At 62.6% G+C, this 19,055-nt stretch carries 18 protein-coding genes; 7 read left to right on the plus strand and 11 right to left on the minus strand.

The genetic code is table 11. The features are described 5' to 3' along the window. Positions 1-415 precede the first annotated feature (415 nt). Both AB3147_RS14540 and AB3147_RS14550 read left to right on the plus strand, forming a co-directional pair. Positions 416-2,644: an NADP-dependent isocitrate dehydrogenase gene (locus AB3147_RS14540; RefSeq protein ID WP_175136433.1), complete on the plus strand. Its 2,229-nt coding sequence runs from the start codon at positions 416-418 to the stop codon at positions 2,642-2,644. A gap of 417 nt (positions 2,645-3,061) precedes the next feature. Beyond that, positions 3,062-3,364 (plus strand): helix-turn-helix domain-containing protein, encoded by a 303-nt coding sequence (locus AB3147_RS14550; RefSeq protein WP_175121430.1) that lies wholly within the window; start codon positions 3,062-3,064, stop codon positions 3,362-3,364. Between the two features lie 7 nt (positions 3,365-3,371). Here AB3147_RS14550 and AB3147_RS14555 read toward each other — a convergent pair whose 3' ends face one another. The 7 genes from AB3147_RS14555 to AB3147_RS14585 form a co-directional block, all read right to left on the minus strand. Beyond that, a complete protein-coding gene (locus AB3147_RS14555; protein WP_367352237.1) occupies positions 3,372-4,184 on the minus strand; it encodes an ABC transporter permease in 813 nt (270 codons plus the stop codon). Continuing rightward, a complete protein-coding gene (locus tag AB3147_RS14560) occupies positions 4,175-4,819 on the minus strand; it encodes an ABC transporter ATP-binding protein (RefSeq protein WP_367352238.1) in 645 nt (214 codons plus the stop codon). The genes AB3147_RS14555 and AB3147_RS14560 overlap by 10 nt, the downstream gene beginning before the upstream one ends. A gap of 65 nt (positions 4,820-4,884) precedes the next feature. Next, positions 4,885-5,637, minus strand: a complete 753-nt coding sequence (locus AB3147_RS14565) for an amino acid ABC transporter ATP-binding protein (protein WP_175121977.1) — start codon at positions 5,635-5,637, stop codon at positions 4,885-4,887. 31 nt (positions 5,638-5,668) lie between these two features. Continuing rightward, on the minus strand, positions 5,669-6,322 hold the full coding sequence (locus AB3147_RS14570; RefSeq protein ID WP_367352239.1) for an amino acid ABC transporter permease: 654 nt from the start codon (positions 6,320-6,322) through the stop codon (positions 5,669-5,671). Positions 6,323-6,452: 130 nt separating this feature from the next. Further along, positions 6,453-7,244 carry an amino acid ABC transporter substrate-binding protein gene (locus AB3147_RS14575; RefSeq protein WP_218343999.1) on the minus strand — a complete coding sequence of 264 codons (792 nt, stop codon included), beginning with the start codon at positions 7,242-7,244 and terminating at the stop codon, positions 6,453-6,455. A gap of 395 nt (positions 7,245-7,639) precedes the next feature. Continuing rightward, positions 7,640-8,509 carry a hypothetical protein gene (locus tag AB3147_RS14580; RefSeq protein WP_367352240.1) on the minus strand — a complete coding sequence of 290 codons (870 nt, stop codon included), beginning with the start codon at positions 8,507-8,509 and terminating at the stop codon, positions 7,640-7,642. A gap of 628 nt (positions 8,510-9,137) precedes the next feature. Beyond that, positions 9,138-9,857 (minus strand): hypothetical protein, encoded by a 720-nt coding sequence (locus AB3147_RS14585; RefSeq protein ID WP_367352241.1) that lies wholly within the window; start codon positions 9,855-9,857, stop codon positions 9,138-9,140. Between the two features lie 290 nt (positions 9,858-10,147). Between AB3147_RS14585 and AB3147_RS14590 the strand changes: the two genes are divergently transcribed. Continuing rightward, on the plus strand, positions 10,148-10,810 hold the full coding sequence (locus AB3147_RS14590) for a hypothetical protein (RefSeq protein WP_367352242.1): 663 nt from the start codon (positions 10,148-10,150) through the stop codon (positions 10,808-10,810). A gap of 81 nt (positions 10,811-10,891) precedes the next feature. On the opposite strand, the gene AB3147_RS14595 is transcribed toward AB3147_RS14590, so the two are convergent. The 3 genes from AB3147_RS14595 to AB3147_RS14605 form a co-directional block, all read right to left on the minus strand. Further along, positions 10,892-11,554, minus strand: coding sequence for a hypothetical protein (locus AB3147_RS14595; protein ID WP_367352243.1), 663 nt, complete (start codon positions 11,552-11,554; stop codon positions 10,892-10,894). Between the two features lies 1 nt (position 11,555). Further along, positions 11,556-12,362 carry a hypothetical protein gene (locus AB3147_RS14600; protein ID WP_367352244.1) on the minus strand — a complete coding sequence of 269 codons (807 nt, stop codon included), beginning with the start codon at positions 12,360-12,362 and terminating at the stop codon, positions 11,556-11,558. Between the two features lie 416 nt (positions 12,363-12,778). Next, the gene (locus AB3147_RS14605) at positions 12,779-13,957 is read right to left on the minus strand and encodes an alpha-hydroxy acid oxidase (RefSeq protein ID WP_367352245.1); all 1,179 of its coding nucleotides are present in this window, start codon (positions 13,955-13,957) and stop codon (positions 12,779-12,781) included. Positions 13,958-14,117: 160 nt separating this feature from the next. On the opposite strand from AB3147_RS14605, the gene AB3147_RS14610 reads away from it, so the two are divergent. From AB3147_RS14610 to AB3147_RS14625, 4 genes are all read left to right on the plus strand, one after another. Further along, positions 14,118-15,017: a LysR family transcriptional regulator gene (locus tag AB3147_RS14610; protein ID WP_367352246.1), complete on the plus strand. Its 900-nt coding sequence runs from the start codon at positions 14,118-14,120 to the stop codon at positions 15,015-15,017. Between the two features lie 131 nt (positions 15,018-15,148). Continuing rightward, entirely contained in the window at positions 15,149-15,817 is a 669-nt protein-coding gene (locus tag AB3147_RS14615) for an RraA family protein (protein ID WP_239213756.1), read from the plus strand. Continuing rightward, positions 15,814-16,857: a hydroxyacid dehydrogenase gene (locus AB3147_RS14620; RefSeq protein WP_239213757.1), complete on the plus strand. Its 1,044-nt coding sequence runs from the start codon at positions 15,814-15,816 to the stop codon at positions 16,855-16,857. Before AB3147_RS14615 ends, AB3147_RS14620 begins: the two co-directional genes overlap by 4 nt. Positions 16,858-16,929: 72 nt before the next feature. Then, positions 16,930-17,919, plus strand: coding sequence for a Bug family tripartite tricarboxylate transporter substrate binding protein (locus AB3147_RS14625; RefSeq protein WP_367352247.1), 990 nt, complete (start codon positions 16,930-16,932; stop codon positions 17,917-17,919). A gap of 51 nt (positions 17,920-17,970) precedes the next feature. Here the strand turns inward: AB3147_RS14625 and argC are convergent, their stop codons facing one another. Beyond that, complete coding sequence (gene argC, locus AB3147_RS14630) at positions 17,971-18,903, minus strand: N-acetyl-gamma-glutamyl-phosphate reductase (RefSeq protein WP_367352248.1); 933 nt, start codon at positions 18,901-18,903, stop codon at positions 17,971-17,973. Between the last annotated feature and the right edge of the window lie 152 nt (positions 18,904-19,055).

Raw genomic sequence — 19,055 nt, forward strand, 5'->3', positions numbered from 1 at the left:
CGGCGCGGAAATTCATGGGGCGTACTTTCCTCCTATCGCCCGCCTTTGTCAAACGGCGATTGCAGACGCTTTGATGCCAAATTCCGCCCGCCCCGCCCGATGCGTCCCCTAAAAACTGTCATAAGCATATTGCGTCGCCATCAAGAAACAGAACCATTTCCCGGCGCAATGCGTAGCACGGTATTACAATGGAAGGTTCGTGGCGGTCGCACCTTCCAAGGCGGACCCGGATACGGCCCATTTATCGGCCGGCCGGTCCAGCCAAACAATAGGACGGGCGGCAGTCATGTTGGTGGGACGGCTTGCCTGCGCGTCCCGCCATACGAACCCACTCTCGACAACATCTACCGGCGTACGCCGCATAGCATGTTCGGGTTTGCGCGTTAATCGCCTGAGCCGAACAGATTCAAGGATCATGTCTCTTACTCCGAAGATTATCTATACCCTCACCGACGAAGCTCCGGCACTGGCAACCCGTTCGCTGCTGCCCATCGTCCAGGCATTCGCCAAACCCGCAGGCATCACGGTCGAGACCCGCGACATTTCGCTGGCAGGCCGCATCATCGCCCTGTTCCCGGATTACCTCGACGACAGCCAGAAGCTGTCCGACGCCCTGGCTGAGCTGGGCGCCCTCGCGGTCAAGCCCGAAGCCAACATCATCAAGCTGCCCAACATCAGCGCCTCGATGCCCCAACTGAAGGCGGCCATCAAGGAACTGCAAGACCAGGGCTACAAGCTGCCGGACTACCCGGACGCCCCCGCCAACGACACCGAGCGCGACGTCAAGGCCCGCTACGACAAGGTCAAGGGCAGCGCCGTCAACCCGGTCCTGCGCGAAGGCAACTCCGACCGCCGCGCCCCGCTGTCGGTCAAGAACTACGCCCGCAAGCACCCGCACAAGATGGGCGCCTGGACGTCCGACTCCAAGTCGCACGTCGCCCACATGAGCGAAGGCGACTTCTACGGCACCGAAAAGTCGGCTCTCATCGCCGATGCCGGCGACGTCAAGATCGAACTGACCGCCGCTGACGGCACCAAGACCGTCCTGAAGGAAAAGACCCCGGTCAAGGCCGGCGAGATCATCGACGCCGCCGTGCTGTCGACCGCCAAGCTCAAGTCCTTCCTGCAGGCCCAGATCGACGACGCGCGCGCCAACGGCGTGCTGTTCTCGGTCCACCTGAAGGCCACCATGATGAAGGTCTCCGACCCCGTCATCTTCGGCCACGTGGTCTCCGTGTTCTACAAGGACGTCCTGGCCAAGCACGCCGATGCCCTCAAGCAGGCCGGTTTCGACCCCAACAACGGCATTGGCGACCTGTACGCCAAGATCCAGTCGCTGCCCGCTGACCAGCAGGCCGCGATCACCGCCGACATCGACGCCGCCTACAAGACGCTGCCGCAACTGGCCATGGTGAATTCCGACAAGGGCATCACCAACCTGCACGTGCCCAGCGACGTCATCGTCGACGCGTCCATGCCCGCCATGATCCGCGACTCCGGCAAGATGTGGAACGCCGAAGGCAAGCTGCAGGACACCAAGGCCGTCATCCCCGACCGCAGCTACGCCGGCGTCTACCAGGCCGTCATCGACGACTGCAAGCGCAACGGCGCCTTCAATCCGGTCACGATGGGCAGCGTGCCCAACGTCGGCCTGATGGCCCAGGCTGCTGAAGAATACGGTTCGCACAACAAGACCTTCGTCATCCCGGCTGCCGGCACCGTGCGTGTCACCGACGCCGCTGGCGCCGTGCTGCTGGAACAGGCCGTCGAAGCCGGCGACCTCTGGCGCATGTGCCAGACCAAGGACGCCGCGATCCAGGACTGGGTCAAGCTGGCCGTCACCCGCGCCCGCGCCACCAAGACGCCCGCCGTCTTCTGGCTGGACGAAAAGCGCGCCCACGACGCCCAGGTCATCGCCAAGGTCAAGCAGTACCTCAAGGACCACGACACCAGCGGCCTGGACCTGCGCATCCTCGACCCCGTCGAAGCCACCAAGTTCTCGGTCAAGCGCATCCGCGAAGGCCTGGACACCATCTCGGTCACCGGCAACGTGCTGCGCGACTACCTGACCGACCTGTTCCCCATCATGGAACTGGGCACCAGCGCCAAGATGCTGTCGATCGTGCCGCTGGTCGCCGGCGGCGGCCTGTTTGAAACGGGCGCGGGCGGTTCGGCCCCCAAGCACGTGCAACAGTTCCTGGAAGAAGGCTTCCTGCGCTGGGATTCGCTGGGCGAATTCATGGCGCTGGCCGAGTCCCTCGACCACCTGGGCCGCACGTACAAGAACCCCACCGCCCAGATCCTCGCCAAGACGCTGGATCAGGCCACGGCCAAGTTCCTGGACGAAAACAAGTCGCCCGAGCGCAAGGTCGGCGGCCTGGACAACCGCGGCAGCCACTTCTACCTGGCGATGTACTGGGCCCAAGCCCTGGCCGCCCAGACCGAAGACCGCGCCCTGGCCGCCCAGTTCGCCCCCGCCGCGATTGCGTTCTCCGAAGGCGAGAACAAGATCCTGGACGAGCTCAAGGCCGCCCAAGGCAAGCCCGTGGACATCGGCGGCTACTACCAGCCGAACGAAGCCAAGGCCAGCCAGGCCATGCGCCCTAGCGCCACGCTGAACAAGGTGCTGGCCTCGATCGGCTAAGCCCACTGCCCTTGCTGGCTGGCGTTAGCCGGCTGGCGGGCATGTGAAAAACCGGCAGTCCCGTTGGGGCTGCCGGTTTTTTTTTATGGGGCGCTCTCTGGATGCCTGCGTCCTCGGATGGGTGTCTGACACCCTATGAGATGCCGTTACAAGTTGGCGGCTGTCTCCCGAGGGTGTCAGACACCTAGACCACCATTCTGCCGTTATCCAAAATCCGACTGACTTACGGCCCACTGGATAGCCTCTTTCGCCTCTTTCAAACGTATGCTTTAGCGAATGCCTGCGTAAAAAATACACGGCATAAACATGCCCGTTACGGGTACAAGGCCCTGCAATTCGCCGGCAAGGTCTTTCTTGGCTTGACGGAATCCGCCCTTTTGAGCGCACTACAGGCAGGCGTGTTACTTGAGGTGAGCTGTGACCAAACTCATTGAATCTTTGCGCGACGATCTCGCCGCGCTTTACCGGGCCGGGTCGATAGACAAAGTCACAATGCGAGACTTTGACGCCATCTGCCCCGCACCTGTCCGAAGTTTTAGTCCTGGCGACATCAAGCGGCTTCGCGAAGATTTACGGTTCAGCCAGCCCGTATTCGCCCTGCATCTGCATACCAGCGCTTCGACCGTCCGAAAGTGGGAGCAAGGCGACACCCGCCCGACAGGGCCGGCCCTTAAACTGCTGAACATCCTGGCGGACAAAGGCCTGCAAGCCATCCTCTGACGCCCTGCTATCGCTTCGCAGCAACTCCCGACATCAGCCTGTCCAACCGCAGCCTCCCCCGCTCATCCGTCAGACGGCGCATTGCCCCATAAGCCGCGCCCATCGCCGCCATGCCGCTCGCGCCGCACAGCAGAAACATCAACAAGATCTGATACTTGGCCGCGTCCACCGGATCCATGCCCGCAATGATCTGCCCGGTCATGATGCCCGGCAACGTGATGATCCCGGCCGCCGACATCTGGTTGATGCTGGGCACGATGCCACGCCGAACCGATTCGCGCAGCAAGGCCGAAAACGCCTGATGCACGGTCGCGCCCAGCGCCAGGCGCGCTTCGATGCCCAGCCTTTCGCGGCGCACGCCCGACAGCATTCCGTCCAATGCCAGACTGGCCGCATTCAAGACGCTGCCCAGCACGATGCCAACCAGTGCAATCGTGTACCGCGGATCAAACCACGGGTCCGGGCGCAGGGCCGTGTTCAAAATGAACATCGCAGTGACGAGCGTGGTGCTGACTACCGCCAACGTCCCGACCCAACCATTGCCATGCCCGGTCAAACGCGCCTTGGGTCGGGCCGCGACCTCGCGCGCGGCCAGCGCCATCATCACCGCCACCACCAGCGCCGTCAGCCACGGCGCGGCATGGGCGAACACAATGCGCAGGATCTGACCGACCAGCAGCAATTGCACTACCGTGCGCACCGCCGCCCAGAGCACCTGCCGTTGCAGGTTCAACCGCAGTGCGAAGGAAATACCAGCGCTCAGCAGCACCAGCAGCGACGCGATCACCAGATCCAGCGCCTGCAGCTTGATCACGTCCATAGCGGCTCCATGTGGCCTTGCGTCATCCGCCAGCGCCGGCGCGCCAGGCGCTCGGCCTGTTCCGGGCTATGCGTCACCAGCAGAATGGCAGCGCCGGCAGCCAGGACGCGTGACAGTTCCGCCTCGACTAACGCCGTCGCCTCCTGATCCAGCGCGGCGGTCGGCTCATCCAGCAGCAGCACGCGTGGGTTCTGCATCAGCGCGCGCACCAAGCCCATCCGCTGGCGCTCGCCCGTGGACAGTTCATGAACCAACGCGTCGAACTTGACCTCAGCCAGCCCGAGGCGCGCCATGATGGCGATCGCGCCCGCGCGGTCCGCGTAGTGCGCGGAAACATGGTCATCCCACCATCCGGCCTCGGCCTGGCAATAAACCACCAGACGCCGCCACTCGAAACCACGCATGGCCGACCGGCGACGCCCGTCGAGTTCCGCTTCACCATGTCCGGGGTCCAGATCCGCAATCTGCCGCAACAGCAGCGACTTGCCCGATCCCGACGCGCCGACCACAGCCGCGCACTCGCCCGCCGCCAGATCCAGGCTAACGGGCGCCAGGCGCTCGCTGTACAGGCCTCGAAGCCTGAGCAACGGCGGCGCGTCAGAAACAACTTGCGAGGGAATCGGCGCGGACTGCATGGGTAGGCATCATATAGAAAAGCCCGCGGCAAGGCGGGCTTCACGGTATGCGGCGGCGGCTCGGATCAGAGCATATGCGCCAGGAACTCACGGCTGCGCGCATGCTGAGGCGCGGCAAAGAACTCGGCGGACGGCGCTTCCTCGACGATGCGGCCGTCGTCCATGAAAATGACCCGGTGCGCCACTTCACGGGCAAACCCCATTTCGTGCGTCACGACCAGCATCGTCATGCGCTCGTCAGCCAGCTGCTTCATGGTGCGCAGCACTTCGCCGGTCAGCTCCGGGTCCAGGGCCGAGGTCGGCTCGTCAAACAGCATGATGTCCGGCTCCATCGCCAGCGCGCGCGCGATCGCCACGCGCTGCTTCTGGCCGCCTGACAGCCGCGTCGGATAGTTGTCGCGCTTGTTCGACAGGCCCACCTTGCGCAGCAGCTCTTCGGCCTTCGGCACGATCTCGGCGCGCGACATGCCCTTCACGGTAATCGGCGCCTCGATGATGTTCTGCAGCACCGTCATGTGCGGGAACAGATTGAACGACTGAAACACCATGCCCATCTTGCGGCAGATGCGCCGCACGTCGCCGTCGCTTGCGTACTGGCTGCGGCCACCCGGTACGGACGCAGCCATCGTCTCGCCTTCGATCTGGATGCTGCCTTCGTCGATGGTCTCAAGATGATTCAAGCAGCGCAAAAATGTGCTCTTACCCGACCCCGACGGGCCGATCACCGCCACGACCTCGCCCTGCTCCAGGTTCAGCGACACGTTGTCGAGCACGCGATTGGAACCGAACGATTTGACGATATTGCGGGCTTCGATCATGACCGGACGCTGGCTAAGCCCGGCCGGGGAATTATTGGTCATATTTTGCATAGCGCTTTTCCATGTGCTGGAAGAACCACGTCAGGAGCAGCGTCATCAACAGATAGAAGGCCGCGGCGACGAGGAACGGCGTGGTCGTGAAATCGCGCTGCACGATGCCGCGCGCGGTACGCAGGATGTCGTTCAGCGCCAGCACGTAAATCAGCGAAGTGTCCTTGACCAGCGTAATGGTCTCGTTGCTCATGGGCGGCAGCACGCGCTGCACCATCTGCGGCAGCACGATGCGGCGCAGGGTCTGCAGGTACGTCATGCCCAGCACCTTGCTGCCCTCGTACTGCCCCCGGTCCACCGACTGGATACCGGCACGGAAAATCTCGGCAAAATACGCCGCGTAGTTCAGCGCAAACGCCACCACCGCCGCCGGAAAATCCGGCAGCCGGATGCCGATCACCGGCACGAACGGCAGCGCGAAGTAGATGAACAGCATCTGGAGCATCAACGGCGTGCCGCGCATCAGCCAGATATAGCCATTGACCGCGCGGCTCAGCAGCGGCCACTTCGAGATGCGCGCTAGGGCCAGCACCAGCCCCAGCGGCACGGCCAGCGCCAGCGTGATGAAAAACAGCGTCAAGGTCACTTTCGCGCCTTCCGCCAAGGGCCCCAGAAGGGAGATTACGTAGTCCATGCAGTGGGTTCGCGCCGCGAGGGCAAGAGAGAATCATGGGCAAGCCCGCCTGGCCTTGCGGCGCTGCGGCGGGCTGCGAACTGCAACGTCAAAGACGCCCCGGCCGGTTAGGCCGCGGGCGCCCTTGCGCTTACTTGATGATGTTGGCGCCGAACCACTGGGTGGCGATGCGGCCGGCGGTGCCGTCCTGCTTCATCGAATCCAGCGTCTTGTCCAGCTTGGCCAGCAACTCGGTGTCGTCCTTGCGCACGCCGACGCCGTAATCTTCCGTACCGAAGTTCTCTTCCAGCACGCGATACTCGCCCGCACGCTTGCTGATCAGGTAACGGCCAACCACTTCGTCCACCACGATGGCGTCCAGACGGCCAGCAGCCAGATCCATCAGCGCGGTCACGTTGTCGCCGAACTTCTTAACTTCCTTGATCTGCGCGGCAACCGGGTCCTTGGCGATGGCGTCGGTGGCACTGCTGCCGTCCTGCGCGCCGATGACCTTGCCAGCCAGATCATTCTTGACCTTCACCGGCGACGTGTTGCCCACGATGATGATCTGATGGTTGGCCATGTACGGCGCGGTGAAGCTGATGTTCTTCTTGCGCTCTTCGGTAATGGTCAGACCGTTCCATAGCACGTCGACGCGCTTGCCGTTCAATTCGGCTTCCTTGGCGCTCCAGTCGATCGGCTTGAATTCCACTTCAATGCCCAGACGCTTGCTGGCTTCCTTGGCCATGTCGATGTCAAAACCGACGATCTGGTTGTTAGCGTCGCGGAATCCCATGGGCGGGAAATTGTCGTCCAGGCCAACGACGACCTTCTTGGGCGTCGCCGGCGCTTGGGCGCCAGCGGCAGGCGCGTTGTCGCTGGGACCGCAGGCCGTGAGCAGAGCGGTGGCGGACACAAGAAGTACAGCAGTCAGTTTTTTCATCGTTGTGAGGGCGCGAGGCGCAGGATTGAAGAAAGCCGGGAAAGCGGGCGGTATGCCGCGAGGCGGTATTTTAGCGTTGTTGGGGGGATTTGCTGGCGGGGTTGATTTCCCAAGCCCGGCTCGCTACCGAATGGGACCGCCGTGGCGAATGGGGCGACCTGCCCTCCATTGGTAGGACGACGAAAGTCTCCAGGTGTCTCGTGGGGTGTCGGCGTCTTATGTGCCGGCAACCTTTGACTTCGCATCCAAAACGGACATTAACCAATGACGGCTGTCTGCAAGGAGCAGACGGGGGCGGTACCCAAAAACCGGCGCCCTACGTTTGACATACTTGGCAGTGTGGAGACATATGAAGTACGTCGGAAACCCTCCGCGCAATGGAGGGGTTATACGTCTCAGTCTCCGACTGATAGGAGCCATTGGGTACCTGAAAGCTCCCGGAAAATTTTCATGGAAATGAACGAGAAAAGGAGCTCGTGCTGTTCCAGGCCAATCCTGGTGAATGGCTGTAAAGATGCCAGATAAGACCTTCCGAGGTACTGATCTTCAGCGGCGACGTCTCGCACGACCTTTGAGAAAAACCGGATAGTTTCTAAATTAGTTGTGCCAGATTGACTATCCCTTACCCGCTCTAAGGTTGCGAGGAGATCAGTCGACTGTATTTGCTCGGGCTTGCTGCATGCGACGGAGTGCAGGCCAGCTTTAATGTAAGTGTTGCGATGATGCCCCTGCAGCGCAGTGACCGAGCAGAAATTCGTATCCTCAATAATCGTTCTGGCCAATTTTGATCTGACGAGTTCGTTAACATCAACGAGTGCAGGAGACGCATAAAGGATGAGAGCTTGGCTTCCGAACTTGGCGTGCAAATGCATAAGGAGAGCCTGTTGCTCGTCATAGATTTCATAGCGGAAATACCGTTGCAGCCAATATGACCACTCCGATCCATTCGCAGTGGTAATTACCTCGGGACGCTTGTACTGAAACAGAAGGTTGGCCTTGATCGGCGGAATGTTCCTGATCTCGTGTTGAAGGTGTTGTTCCATTTCATCTGCGACCGCACGCAGGTCTGCTCCCAAGAAACTCGGGCTGTACCGGAACGGAAATCCAAGCTTTTGCCACAGCCAGCGACATTCAGACTGCGCAGCGGAATCTGCCCCAATGCTCCCTTCCTGAACTTGGCCGAAGGGGAAATAGATGGATGCCCTTTGATCAAGCTCGGAGTTAAAGTAACTCTCAAAAGTCTTCTCTTCGTATTTGGGTTGCATACCTGCGGGCTACGGTTGTGTCAATATAAAACTCAATGTAACCCAAAAACTTGCCGGATACAGAAGTAAGCCGGCAATCTGAGCACGCCGATAGTCTTAAAGCGATTCTGACGACCGAGAACATCGCGATAGCAGGACGAGAAAGGGGTCGAAAAACGCTAGCGCATGGGCTCAGCGGCGCCCAAGGCCAAATTAATACTGGATGCCGTTCATGCCAACGAGGCGCTGGTCAAGCTGGCTAAGCTGCATGCCGTGACCTTGAGTTTGAGCTTTAAGCGGAGCCACTTACTGGGTTGGGGACGTAGCACTCACAGTCACCTTTGGGTCGGACGCCGCCCGTCATCGGCGGCGGCTAGCAGCCAGGAGCGGTCATTCATACACCAGGCGTGAATACCAACACGCAGCGGAAATTGCAGCATGGGGTGAGGCACATTACCAACGCATCGGAAGCTTACGGAGTAGGCTGCGAACCCCATCCGTCGAGGCTGCGAATCAACTCCCCGCTGTCACAGCCCACGACGATACGGAAATGACTGCCGCCGCCTCCAAGACGCACCAGCCGTCCCGTGGAATGGCTGATCTTCAACGATGGTGGATATGGAAGACCGTTGCGTCAATGCACAATGCGCTACCGGCGGAGCCGGCAACGATACCACCAGGTTAGCCCTGCCCACACTAGTGCCCAAACGCCCAGGATCGCGGCGATGAAGGGCCAAAAAATGAAGGTGGAGACGTCGTCCCAGCCGGGCGCGGTACGCTTGAGGCCGATGGGGGTGCTGACTTCCAGTTCGATCTGCTCGCCAGAAAGCGTCGGCCCGATTTCTTCCACCGTGAAGGTAAGCGACGAAGTCCCCTTCGCCAGCTTTGGAAAGGACGGCACGGTCTCGGGCAGCACACCATCTATATGACTTTCAGGCCACAGCTTGCGATAGAAATGCGTCGAGCTGGCGCTGCTGCGCGCAGCCGCGACCATTACTACGTCTAGTCCCCTACCATCTCGTACACGAATCCGCACCGGCTCTCCAGGGTCTGCGAAGCCCGGCGCCGCATCAGGCTCGCCCACACGCGTCTTAGATTCTCCCAATTCGGGCCGCTGCTGTCTGCCCATCGGTCCGCCGAAACGCGCCTCCATCCATAGTGGCGCCTCGCGAATGCGGTATACCTCGGCGTGTGCCGTCTGCCCTGGCGTAAGGGCAATCGGCGTCAGCGTCGCATCCGCGGATGGTACATACCGCAGCATGCCCACCGCGAACCACGCCATGGCAGCCAACCAAAGCGCCCAACCCACCAGCAGAGACATCTTGCCTAACTTGCGCCACATATCGTGTTGTCCCGAATTTTCCAGCATCGGAGCGTACCCGATTTCGAGTGGGCGATTGGCAGCCCTGCAGGCTCATTCACGCATCAATATCCCCAAGAGCGCCAGACTTCGGCAAGGAGGATTGCCGTACGAGCTAAAGACAGCTACGCCTTCATATCAGCGATGCGATAATCCCGCCTTCGGCGCAGCGATCGCGGATGATTCGTTCACTCGTCGTTGAATAGGCCTTCAATATCAATAACTAGAAGGGGAACGTCGCTTTGCCGCACACTTTTCGATTTTTCTCGGCGCCGGCCTTGCGCCTCGCATTACCCGCCTTGACGCTGCTTGCCGCTGTGCATTGCGAGACGAGCTATGCCGATACTCAGGCCGAGGTTGGCACTAACTCCACGGCGCCCAAGCCAGCGCTGCGCAAGCTGAACCCCGCTCCTGCGCACGCGTATGAAGTACGGCTGATCCTTGACAATGCATCGGACCTCGCGAGTGCAGCCGACGGCAAATCAGCATTTAGCGTGGTAGAAGGTACCGCACAGTTCGACGTCAGCAACGCGCCCCGCTGCGCTGCATCGAACGCCGTATCTGGTCACGTGCCGACAATATCCAGCCACGAACCATTCCGCATGGTCCGCATATCGCCTACCGAATACGTGGGCATCGTATATGCCGACATGCTGCTTGACGAAGAGTATTACGGAAGGGGGCTATGTCATTGGAAATTGGCCGAAGCACGTGTCGCATTGCGCGCGCGGCAGGATGCTGCTGACACGCGCTTCGTGGCCGGATTGCCGGCTCAAAAGGTGTTCGCTGGCGGAACACAGGCACGCTATTTTTGGAAGGGGTATTACCCCCGTTTCGAGCAGGGGAAACACACCGACTTTGGGCGTGACAAAATGGACCGCGTTCCGGCCGATAAGCGTGGGGAGTTCTTGACCGTGATCCTGACGGCCAAGAGAATCGCGAGCGACGTGCAAGTCAGGTGAGTAATAAGCTTGCTGCAAGCACGGCCCGTTTTAGACGACGGGTGTATGGAAAGCGAACAGGCTAGTCTGCCTGTTCAAGCCTTACTCAATACCGGAAAAAAAGGCGCACTGCCCCGGAAACCCAGGTCGTGCGTCACATGCCTTCAAGCATCCCGCCTTTCCCCCTGGAAACGTAGCCGCAACCGACATACCAAACCCATAAGTCGGCGTAGTCACATCAAACCGGCTCTCGCAAACTTTCTTCGCACTATAAGCAAACGTCATCCCCTCGCGCCGACCGTTGACCGCGAACGACACCTGGAAGCTGTTCATACTGCTCCACCCTGCCCTAGGCAAAACCACGAACCGGTATTGCGTAGCATCCAGGCGCTCACCAAAGATCTTCAATTGCGCGGACGTGGTCCGCGTCGTAGGCGATGGATACGGCAAGGCCAGCAACGTCCGCGGATCCCCTACCACGCCCAAGTCGAAACCCACGCCCTTCTGATAGAACGGAACCTCGATACTGGGATAGCCGGAATATTCCACGCGCTTCACCGTCGACCCGTACTCCAGCGTACGAGGCTCGTAGTCCGGTGCCCGTGCGAACGTCACGTCCAGCGACATCACCACGTCCGCCGGATTGGCTTCTTCGGTGCGGACATGTTTTTCATACACGTCGGCGTTGCTTGCGCAGCCCGCGAGGGCCACCACGAGCGAGAGGGCCAGCCAACGCAACCCACTGACCGCGGAAATCGGCGTCATCTCATTGCTCCTTTCGCGGTTGAACCGGCAACGGCACTGGCTTCAACCCCTGCCCACTAAATTGCCAGCCGCCCTTCCCTTCTTGCCATCGAAAATTCCGGTTGATCCATTCCGCCTTCAGGTTGTCGTAGAGCCGCCGCTTGTCGATATGCTTACCTTCGTCGAGCGCCTTGCGCGCACGTGCGGCGCTTTGGTCCCACGCCGTTTTGAAAGCATCGCGCTGCATTGCCTTGGTCAATGGGACGCTGGCGTACGGACCGTCGTCCGCCACGCTAAGGCGGATCTCGTTGTCGAGCAGCACGGCGCCGTGGCGATTGTCTGGCGACACCGACACCAGTAGCGGGGTCGACTGCAGGCGCTCCTTGGGTTGCAGATGTTCAAACCACAGCACCTTTCCCGTCGACGTCACGAGCGCCCGCGAACCGGCAGTGAACAGCAGCAAGTCCTGACGTCCGGGCTGCGCCAGACCCGGGTCCGGGTCGCGCGCATCTACAGAGGGACTCAGCACTCGCGCGAGCGGCGTGTCGTTCTGCACCGCGATCAGGATGGTGCCCACGCCCATGAAATCGTTCGAGACCGCCAGGAGGATCGGCTGGCCGCCTTGGGTTGGACCCAGCGCCCTGACGTGCGCGAACTTGTACGCGTTCAGAGGCCGGTATGGCTTGTCGCGGAATGTGAGCTGGTGGAGGGTCGAAGCCGGCTCGCCTACCAATTCGAAATCGCCGCCTAGCGGCTGCAAGGTGTTCGGGGAGGAATCAGTGACCGTTGCTGGCCTCGCCTGCGCGTGCGCCAGTATCGGCAGCGTCATGAATAGCGACAGCCCTAGCGCGACGGTCGTGCATATCCGCGCAAGGCGGGGATCCGGTGGAACTGTTTTCGTAGGAGGCAGCAAAACGGCATCGGCGGCGGCGCCGCACATGAGAGTGATGCGGGCATTCTAGGTCAAATGCACTATTCGCAGAAGGATCGCCGCCCAATGCCCCCCGCGTCACCTTCCACCCAATCTATATGACCAGGTGTCCGAATCGGCTGGACGCGCTGCGGTACGCCAAACCCATTTCGGAACAGGCAACGCCAAGCGATTTACCTGTTGGCGATCTCGCGCACATATCAACGCCTGGGCGACATATCAGCGCCCACGCGACACATCATCGCCCGCGCGACACATCAGCACCCGCGCAACATATCAGCACCCGCGCAACACATCAGCACCCGCGCAACATATCAGCGCCCGCGCGACACACCATCCCCCGCGCGCTGCAGAAACTCCACGCCCAACTCCTTCAAATCAACCACCCCCAATAGCCCCATGTTGCGCCGAACTTCTTCCGTGATCAGTGCTATCGCGTGCGCCACGCCGCGTTGACCGGCCACAGTCGCGGCATAGTTGAACGGACGGCCGACGAACACGCAGCGCGCGCCCAGGGCCATCGCCTTCAACACGTCCGTGCCTCGACGCACGCCGCTGTCCAGCATCACTTCCATGGAACCCGCGGCATCCAGGATGGCGGGCAAGGCGTGCAGGGGCGACACACTACCGTCCAGTTGGCGCCCGCCGTGGTTGGAGACGATGATCGCGTCTATGCCCATCTCGCGCGCGGCGCGCGCGTCGTCCGGATGAAGAATTCCCTTCAGCACCATGTGCCCTTTCCAGCGACGGCGGATGGCCGATACATGCTGCCAGTTCAGGTGGCCTCGGTCGGAGAAGTCCCGCAGCACGCTGGACGACATGATGGGCGCGCCGCGTGTGGCGTAGTTGTTCTCGAAGTGCGGCATGCCGTGGCGCGCAAGCGTTCGCAGGAACGTGCCGAACAGCCATCGCGGATGCGTCACGCCCTGCCAGGCGAGGCCAAGACTGGGCCGTAGCGGCGTGGAGAAGCCGGCCCGCACATTGTTCTCGCGGTTGGCGGCGACGGGCGTGTCTACCGTCAGCACCAGCGTGTTGACGCCGGCGGCAGCCACGCGGTCGATCAGCGCGGCGATCTGCGCTTCGTCGCCGGGAAGATACGCCTGAAACCAGGTGTCGGGCGCCGCTTCCATCACGGTCTCCAGGCGGATGAGCGACGAGCCGCTCATGATGCAGGGCACGCCGGCCTCGGCTGCCGCGCGCGCCAGGACAACATCGCCGCGATAGCTGGAGATCGCGGAGATGCCCATCGGGGCAACGCCCACGGGCGCCGCATAGTCGCGGCCGAGCACCGTGCACCGCGTGCTGCGCGCGGACACGTCCACCAGCACCTTCGGCCGGAAAGCAAATTCCGCAAACGCGTCGCGATTGGCGCGTTCCGATTGGCCGTCTTCGACAGCGCCCGACACATAAGCGTAGATGGGTGCGGGCAGAAGCGCTTTGGCTGCGGGTTCGAAGTCGTGCAGGCTGAGCATGCGGCGCAGGGGATCGGACATGTCTGGCTCCTCCGGCGGCCACTGCGGCGAGTGGCCGTCTATTGTTTTTTCGATATCGCCGGGGACTATAGGCGCGCGTGGCGTTTGAATAAAGTGACTTTATCGAGCGCCTTTCATACACTTTTGTTCACTCTCGATGTCGTCCAGCCTACCGCCCCCCATGACGCTAAAGCAACTCGAGGCCTTCTACTGGGCCGCCACGTGCAAGAATTTTGCGATCGCCGCGAATCGCCTGAATATTTCGGTTTCGTCATTGTCCAAGCGCATTGGCGAACTGGAATCATCGATCGGCGCTGAGCTCTTCAGCCGCAGCGCGCGCAGCGCGACGTTGACAGCGCTGGGCGAACAACTTGTGCCGCACGCCAAGGATCTGCTTCGAAACGCCGACCAGTTCATGCAGCAGGCCAGCAACAACCTCAGCTACTCGGGCCGCTGCCGGTTTGGCGCGGGCGAACTGACGTCGCTGACCTGGATGGCCAAGCTGATCGAAGTCATCCAGCGGGCCCACCCCAACCTGCTCGTCGAGCCATTCGTGGGCGTCGGCGAATTGGTCGAGCGCGGTCTGGAGGAAGGCGAACTGGACTTCGCCGTGATCGCCGGCCCTTCGTCCCGCCCCGCCATCGCGTCCCGCGTTATCGGCAGCGCGCAATTCGAATGGGTCGCTGCGCCAAGCGCCGTGACGAATCCCGCGGCGGTCACCCCGGCCGACCTGCCAGGCCTGACGCTGATCACGCTCCCGCAAAGCTCGGGCGCCATCCGCATTCTCGATGACTGGCTCACCGAGCAGCGCGTGTCGCCCGGCCGCAACCAGTGTTGCAACGGCTGGGGCGGCATTGCAGCCATGTTGCAGCAAGGCCTGGGCGTGGGCTTCCTGCCATCAGCGTGGGCCGGCATTCTGATCGAAAGGGGCCATTTGCGACCCCTGCCTGCATTTCCGCCGTTGCGCCCCCTCACCTACACCTTCCAATGGCGCCGTGACGATACCCGGCCAATGCTTGAAACCCTGCGCGCGCATGCCGAGGCGTGCCTGGATTTCCACGCGCCCGCCGGCATGATCTGACGGCGAAGCACGCTGCCCCCACTAGCCACCGTTTCTAAAAAGCGTTGTTTCCGCAGTCAAATTATTCGCTTTATCTCCGGAATATGCGGGCGTAGAGTCGCCACAAACAACCACTCTGGAGACGAGGCGACATGCCGGATTTTGGATTCACCCTGCACGACTGCCCGCCCGGTCCCAGCCGCGAGACGCTCGCGGCTTACCAAGACCTGGCGGTGGCAAACATCAGCGATGCGATGAGCCGCAGCACGGGCACGTCGTCCTTGCGACCCATGCACCGGACGCGCCGGATCCTGGGCCGCGCCTTCACGGTGCGCACCCGGCCCGGCGACAACCTGATGGTGCACAAGGCCATTGATACCGCGCAGCCCGGCGATGTCATCGTGGTTGACGCGGGCGGCGACATGAGCAACGCCATCATCGGCGAAATCATGGTGGGTTGGGCAGCCAAGCGCGGCTTGGGCGGCTTTGTGATTGACGGCGCCATCCGCGACAGCGAAACCATCGGCGAGGGCGATTTTCCCGTCTATGCCCGCGGCGTCGCGCATCGGGGTCCTTACAAGGACGGCCCCGGCGCCATCAACGTGCCCGTCACCGTAGATGGCATGGTCGTGATGCCCGGCGACCTGCTGGTGGGTGACGCCGACGGATTGCTGGCCATCCGGCCTGACGAAGCTCCGGCCATCGCAGAACGGGTTCGCGCCATCGCCCAAGCCGAGGCGCAAGTCCTGAAGGACATCGAGCGCGGCACGCTGGATCGCAGCTGGGTCGACGCGGCCCTCAAGTCGCGAGGCGTGCTGTGACGACCGCTACGCCCCGCCACCCGGCACGCCTTTGCAGGCTGGATCTCTGGCTCAATCCGGTGTTCGACGAGATCATCGGCGCCACGCCCGGAATCGCATTGTCGGTGCTTCCTGCGACCGGCGACGACGCCCGCACGCTGGCCGGCCTGAAGACCGCCCACGCCTACCATGTGTCCGCGGCCAAGGATGAGCTACCGCGCCGGTGGTTCGTCAACGCCGAGTTGATCGCGCAATGCCCGGATCTGGTGTGCGTGTCATCGGGCGGCGCGGGTTACGACACCATCGACGTGGCGGCCTGCACCGCGGCCGGCATCGCGGTCGTGAATCAGGCCGGCGGCAACGCGGAATCCGTAGCCGAACACACGTATGCGCTGCTGCTGGCCGTGCAACGGCGAATTGTCGAATCGCACAACCGCCTGCGCCGGGACACAGGTTTCACCCGCGAAGATCTGATGGGCCATGAAATCCACGGCGGCGTCATCGGTCTGGTAGGCATCGGCAAGATCGGCACCAGCGTTGCCCGCATCGCGCAAGGCTTCGGCCTGCGCGTCATCGCCCACGATCCGTTGCTGGACGCCGCGACCATCCGCAGCCGCGGCGCCGAACCCGTCGGGCTGGACGAGTTGCTGGCGCAATCGGACATCGTGTCGCTGCATTGCCCGCTGGACGCATCCACGCGAGGACTGATCGGCGCGAAGGCCTTTGCAGCGATGAAGCGCGGCGCAGTGTTCGTTTCGACGGCGCGCGGCGGCATCCACGACGAGGACGCATTGCATGACGCGCTGCGTAATGGGCATCTGCGAGGCGCGGGGCTCGACGTCTGGGAACAGGAGCCGCCCGATCGCTCGGCCCCGCTGCTGGCCCTGGACAACGTGGTCGCCACCTTCCACACCGCGGGCGTCACGCATGAGGCGCGCCGCAGCGTCGCCCGCTCATCGGCGACGCAGCTTGCCGCGATGCTGCGCGGCGAGCGGCCGCCGCAACTTGTGAATCCGGAGGTGTGGCCGCTGGCCGCCAAACGTATCGCCACGCTGACATAACAACGCGGCACACGCGCGGGTCCAGATACAAAGGCCGGCGCGGTGACCGCCAGAACCCCTGAGGAGACAACCATGCAACAACAAAACAAGCGCCGCACGCTGCGCACCCTGGCCACCCTGCTCGCGGGCGCCGCAATGTTCTCCGGCGCCGTGCAGGCCGCCGGCTATCCGGACCGACCGATCAACCTGATCGTGTCATACGGACCGGGTGGCGGCACCGATCTGGTGGCCCGGATGATGGCGCCCTACCTGCAGAAGCACCTGGGCGGTGACGCGCGCATCGTCGTGCTGAACCGGCCGGGCGCGGGCGGTGCAATCGGCTTCGCGGAACTGGCGCGCGCGCAGCCGGACGGCTACACCATCGGCTTCATCAACACGCCCAACCTGTTGACGATTCCCATCGAACGCAAGACCGCCTTCACCTGGCAGAGTTTTGACCTGCTGGGCAATCTGATCGATGATCCCGGCGCCTTCACGGTCCTGATCGACAACCCGGTCAAGAACCTTGCGGAATTGTCCGCCTACGCGAAGAAGAACCCCGGCAAGGTTACCGTCGGCACCACGGGCACGGGGTCGGACGACCACCTGGCCATGCTCCGGTTCGAGCGGGCGTCCGGCACGAAGCTCAGCCACATCCCGTACAAGGGCGCAGGCGAGGTGCGCGGTGCACTGGCAAGCGGCGAGATCACGATCGGCGCGATCAACGTGGGCGAGGCGCTTCAATACCAGAAAGGCGGCACGCCGCTGCGCTTCCTGGGCCAGATGGGCAACACGCGCTCGGCCGCGCTGCCGGACGTGCCCACGTTCAAGGAACAGGGCTTCAATTTTGAACTGGCTTCGCTGCGCGGGCTGGCCGCGCCCAAGGGGTTGCCGGACGACGTGCGCACGAAGCTGGTCACGGCGGTCAAGCGTACGGTCGACGATCCGGAATTCCAGGCCAAGGCCCAGGAGATGTTCGCGCCGCTGCGTTACTTGCCGCCCGCTGAATATGCGAAAGAGCTGAAGGCGGGCGAAGCGCAGTTCCAGCAACTTTGGAAAGAAGCGCCCTGGCTCGACAAGTAGAGATGTGTGCCCGGGGCGGCGGCCGATGGCTCGGCCCCGCGGCCATCGGCGTCAACGCATCGCCGCCAGCATCAGATCCAGATTCTGCACCGCCGCGCCCGAGGCGCCTTTGCCGAGGTTGTCGAACACGGCCGTCAGCAGCACCTGACCGTGCTGCGCATTGCCGTAGACGCCCAAGCGAAGATCGTTCGTGCCGTTCAGCGCCTCGGGATTCAGGTTCGTGTGCGCGGCGGCCTCGTCGCGCGGCACGACCTGCACGTGCTTCGTGCCGGCGTAGTGCTGTTGCAGGCATTCGTGCATTTTTTCGGCATCCACACCAGCAGGCAGCAGGCGCAGGTGCAGCGGAATCGTCAGGACGATGCCCTGGCGGAAAGCGCCATAAGACGGCACGAAAACGGGACGCTGCGTGAGGCCGGCGTGCCGCTCGATCTCGGGGGTGTGCTTGTGCCCCAAGCCCAGACCGTAGACCTGAAACGCGGGACCGCGCGGGCCATCCGCGCCTTCATAGGCATCCACACTGGCCCGGCCGCCGCCCGAGTAGCCGGACACCGCGTTGATGACCGCCGGATAGTCGGCGAGCACGAGGCCGGCCTGGACCAACGGCCGCAGCAGCGCAATGGCGCCGGTGGGGTAGCAACCGGGGTTGCTGACCCGCAGCGCGTGGGCGATGCGCTCGGCTTGGCCGGCGCTCATTTCCGGAAACCCGTACACCCAGCCCGCGTCCGTGCGATGCGCGGAGCTGGCGTCGATGATGCGCACCTTGGGATTGACGACGGACGCGGCCGCCTGGCGCGCGGGATCGTCGGGCAGGCAGAGGATTGCGATGTCGCTGGAATTGATCGCATCAGCGCGGCGCTGCGGGTTCTTGCGGTCGGACTCCGGCAGCGTCAGCAGTTGCAAATCGCTGCGGCCGTTGAGCCGTTCGTGGATCTGCAGACCGGTCGTGCCCTGGTCGCCGTCGATGAAAACAAGTGGTTGGGTCATGATGCTGTCCGGGTGGTTCGGCGTTGCCTGATTCGTTCAGGAATGGACCTTATCTTCGATCTGCGGGCGAGATAAGAAAAGTCGAATATCATGATCGTTTGGTTCAGGATTTCTGAACTGAGCCGATATCGGATTTGACCCTGAATCCGCAA

It is taken from the genome of Achromobacter animicus (assembly GCF_040775605.1).
Classification (GTDB): domain Bacteria; phylum Pseudomonadota; class Gammaproteobacteria; order Burkholderiales; family Burkholderiaceae_B; genus Achromobacter; species Achromobacter animicus.

Bases quoted from the DNA above. Each gene is read 5' to 3' on its own strand.
- AB3147_RS14605 (WP_367352245.1), bottom strand. From the start codon at position 13,957: ATGTCCGATCCCCTGCGCCGCATGCTCAGCCTGCACGACTTCGAACCC.
- AB3147_RS14580 (WP_367352240.1), bottom strand. From the start codon at position 8,509: ATGCAACCCAAATACGAAGAGAAGACTTTTGAGAGTTACTTTAACTCC.
- AB3147_RS14600 (WP_367352244.1), bottom strand. From the start codon at position 12,362: ATGACGCTGCCGATACTGGCGCACGCGCAGGCGAGGCCAGCAACGGTC.
- argC (WP_367352248.1), bottom strand. From the start codon at position 18,903: ATGACCCAACCACTTGTTTTCATCGACGGCGACCAGGGCACGACCGGT.
- AB3147_RS14585 (WP_367352241.1), bottom strand. From the start codon at position 9,857: ATGCTGGAAAATTCGGGACAACACGATATGTGGCGCAAGTTAGGCAAG.
- AB3147_RS14570 (WP_367352239.1), bottom strand. From the start codon at position 6,322: ATGGACTACGTAATCTCCCTTCTGGGGCCCTTGGCGGAAGGCGCGAAA.
- AB3147_RS14575 (WP_218343999.1), bottom strand. From the start codon at position 7,244: ATGAAAAAACTGACTGCTGTACTTCTTGTGTCCGCCACCGCTCTGCTC.
- AB3147_RS14565 (WP_175121977.1), bottom strand. From the start codon at position 5,637: ATGATCGAAGCCCGCAATATCGTCAAATCGTTCGGTTCCAATCGCGTG.
- AB3147_RS14610 (WP_367352246.1), top strand. From the start codon at position 14,118: ATGACGCTAAAGCAACTCGAGGCCTTCTACTGGGCCGCCACGTGCAAG.
- AB3147_RS14595 (WP_367352243.1), bottom strand. From the start codon at position 11,554: ATGACGCCGATTTCCGCGGTCAGTGGGTTGCGTTGGCTGGCCCTCTCG.
- AB3147_RS14615 (WP_239213756.1), top strand. From the start codon at position 15,149: ATGCCGGATTTTGGATTCACCCTGCACGACTGCCCGCCCGGTCCCAGC.
- AB3147_RS14560 (WP_367352238.1), bottom strand. From the start codon at position 4,819: ATGCAGTCCGCGCCGATTCCCTCGCAAGTTGTTTCTGACGCGCCGCCG.
- AB3147_RS14625 (WP_367352247.1), top strand. From the start codon at position 16,930: ATGCAACAACAAAACAAGCGCCGCACGCTGCGCACCCTGGCCACCCTG.
- AB3147_RS14555 (WP_367352237.1), bottom strand. From the start codon at position 4,184: ATGGACGTGATCAAGCTGCAGGCGCTGGATCTGGTGATCGCGTCGCTG.
- AB3147_RS14540 (WP_175136433.1), top strand. From the start codon at position 416: ATGTCTCTTACTCCGAAGATTATCTATACCCTCACCGACGAAGCTCCG.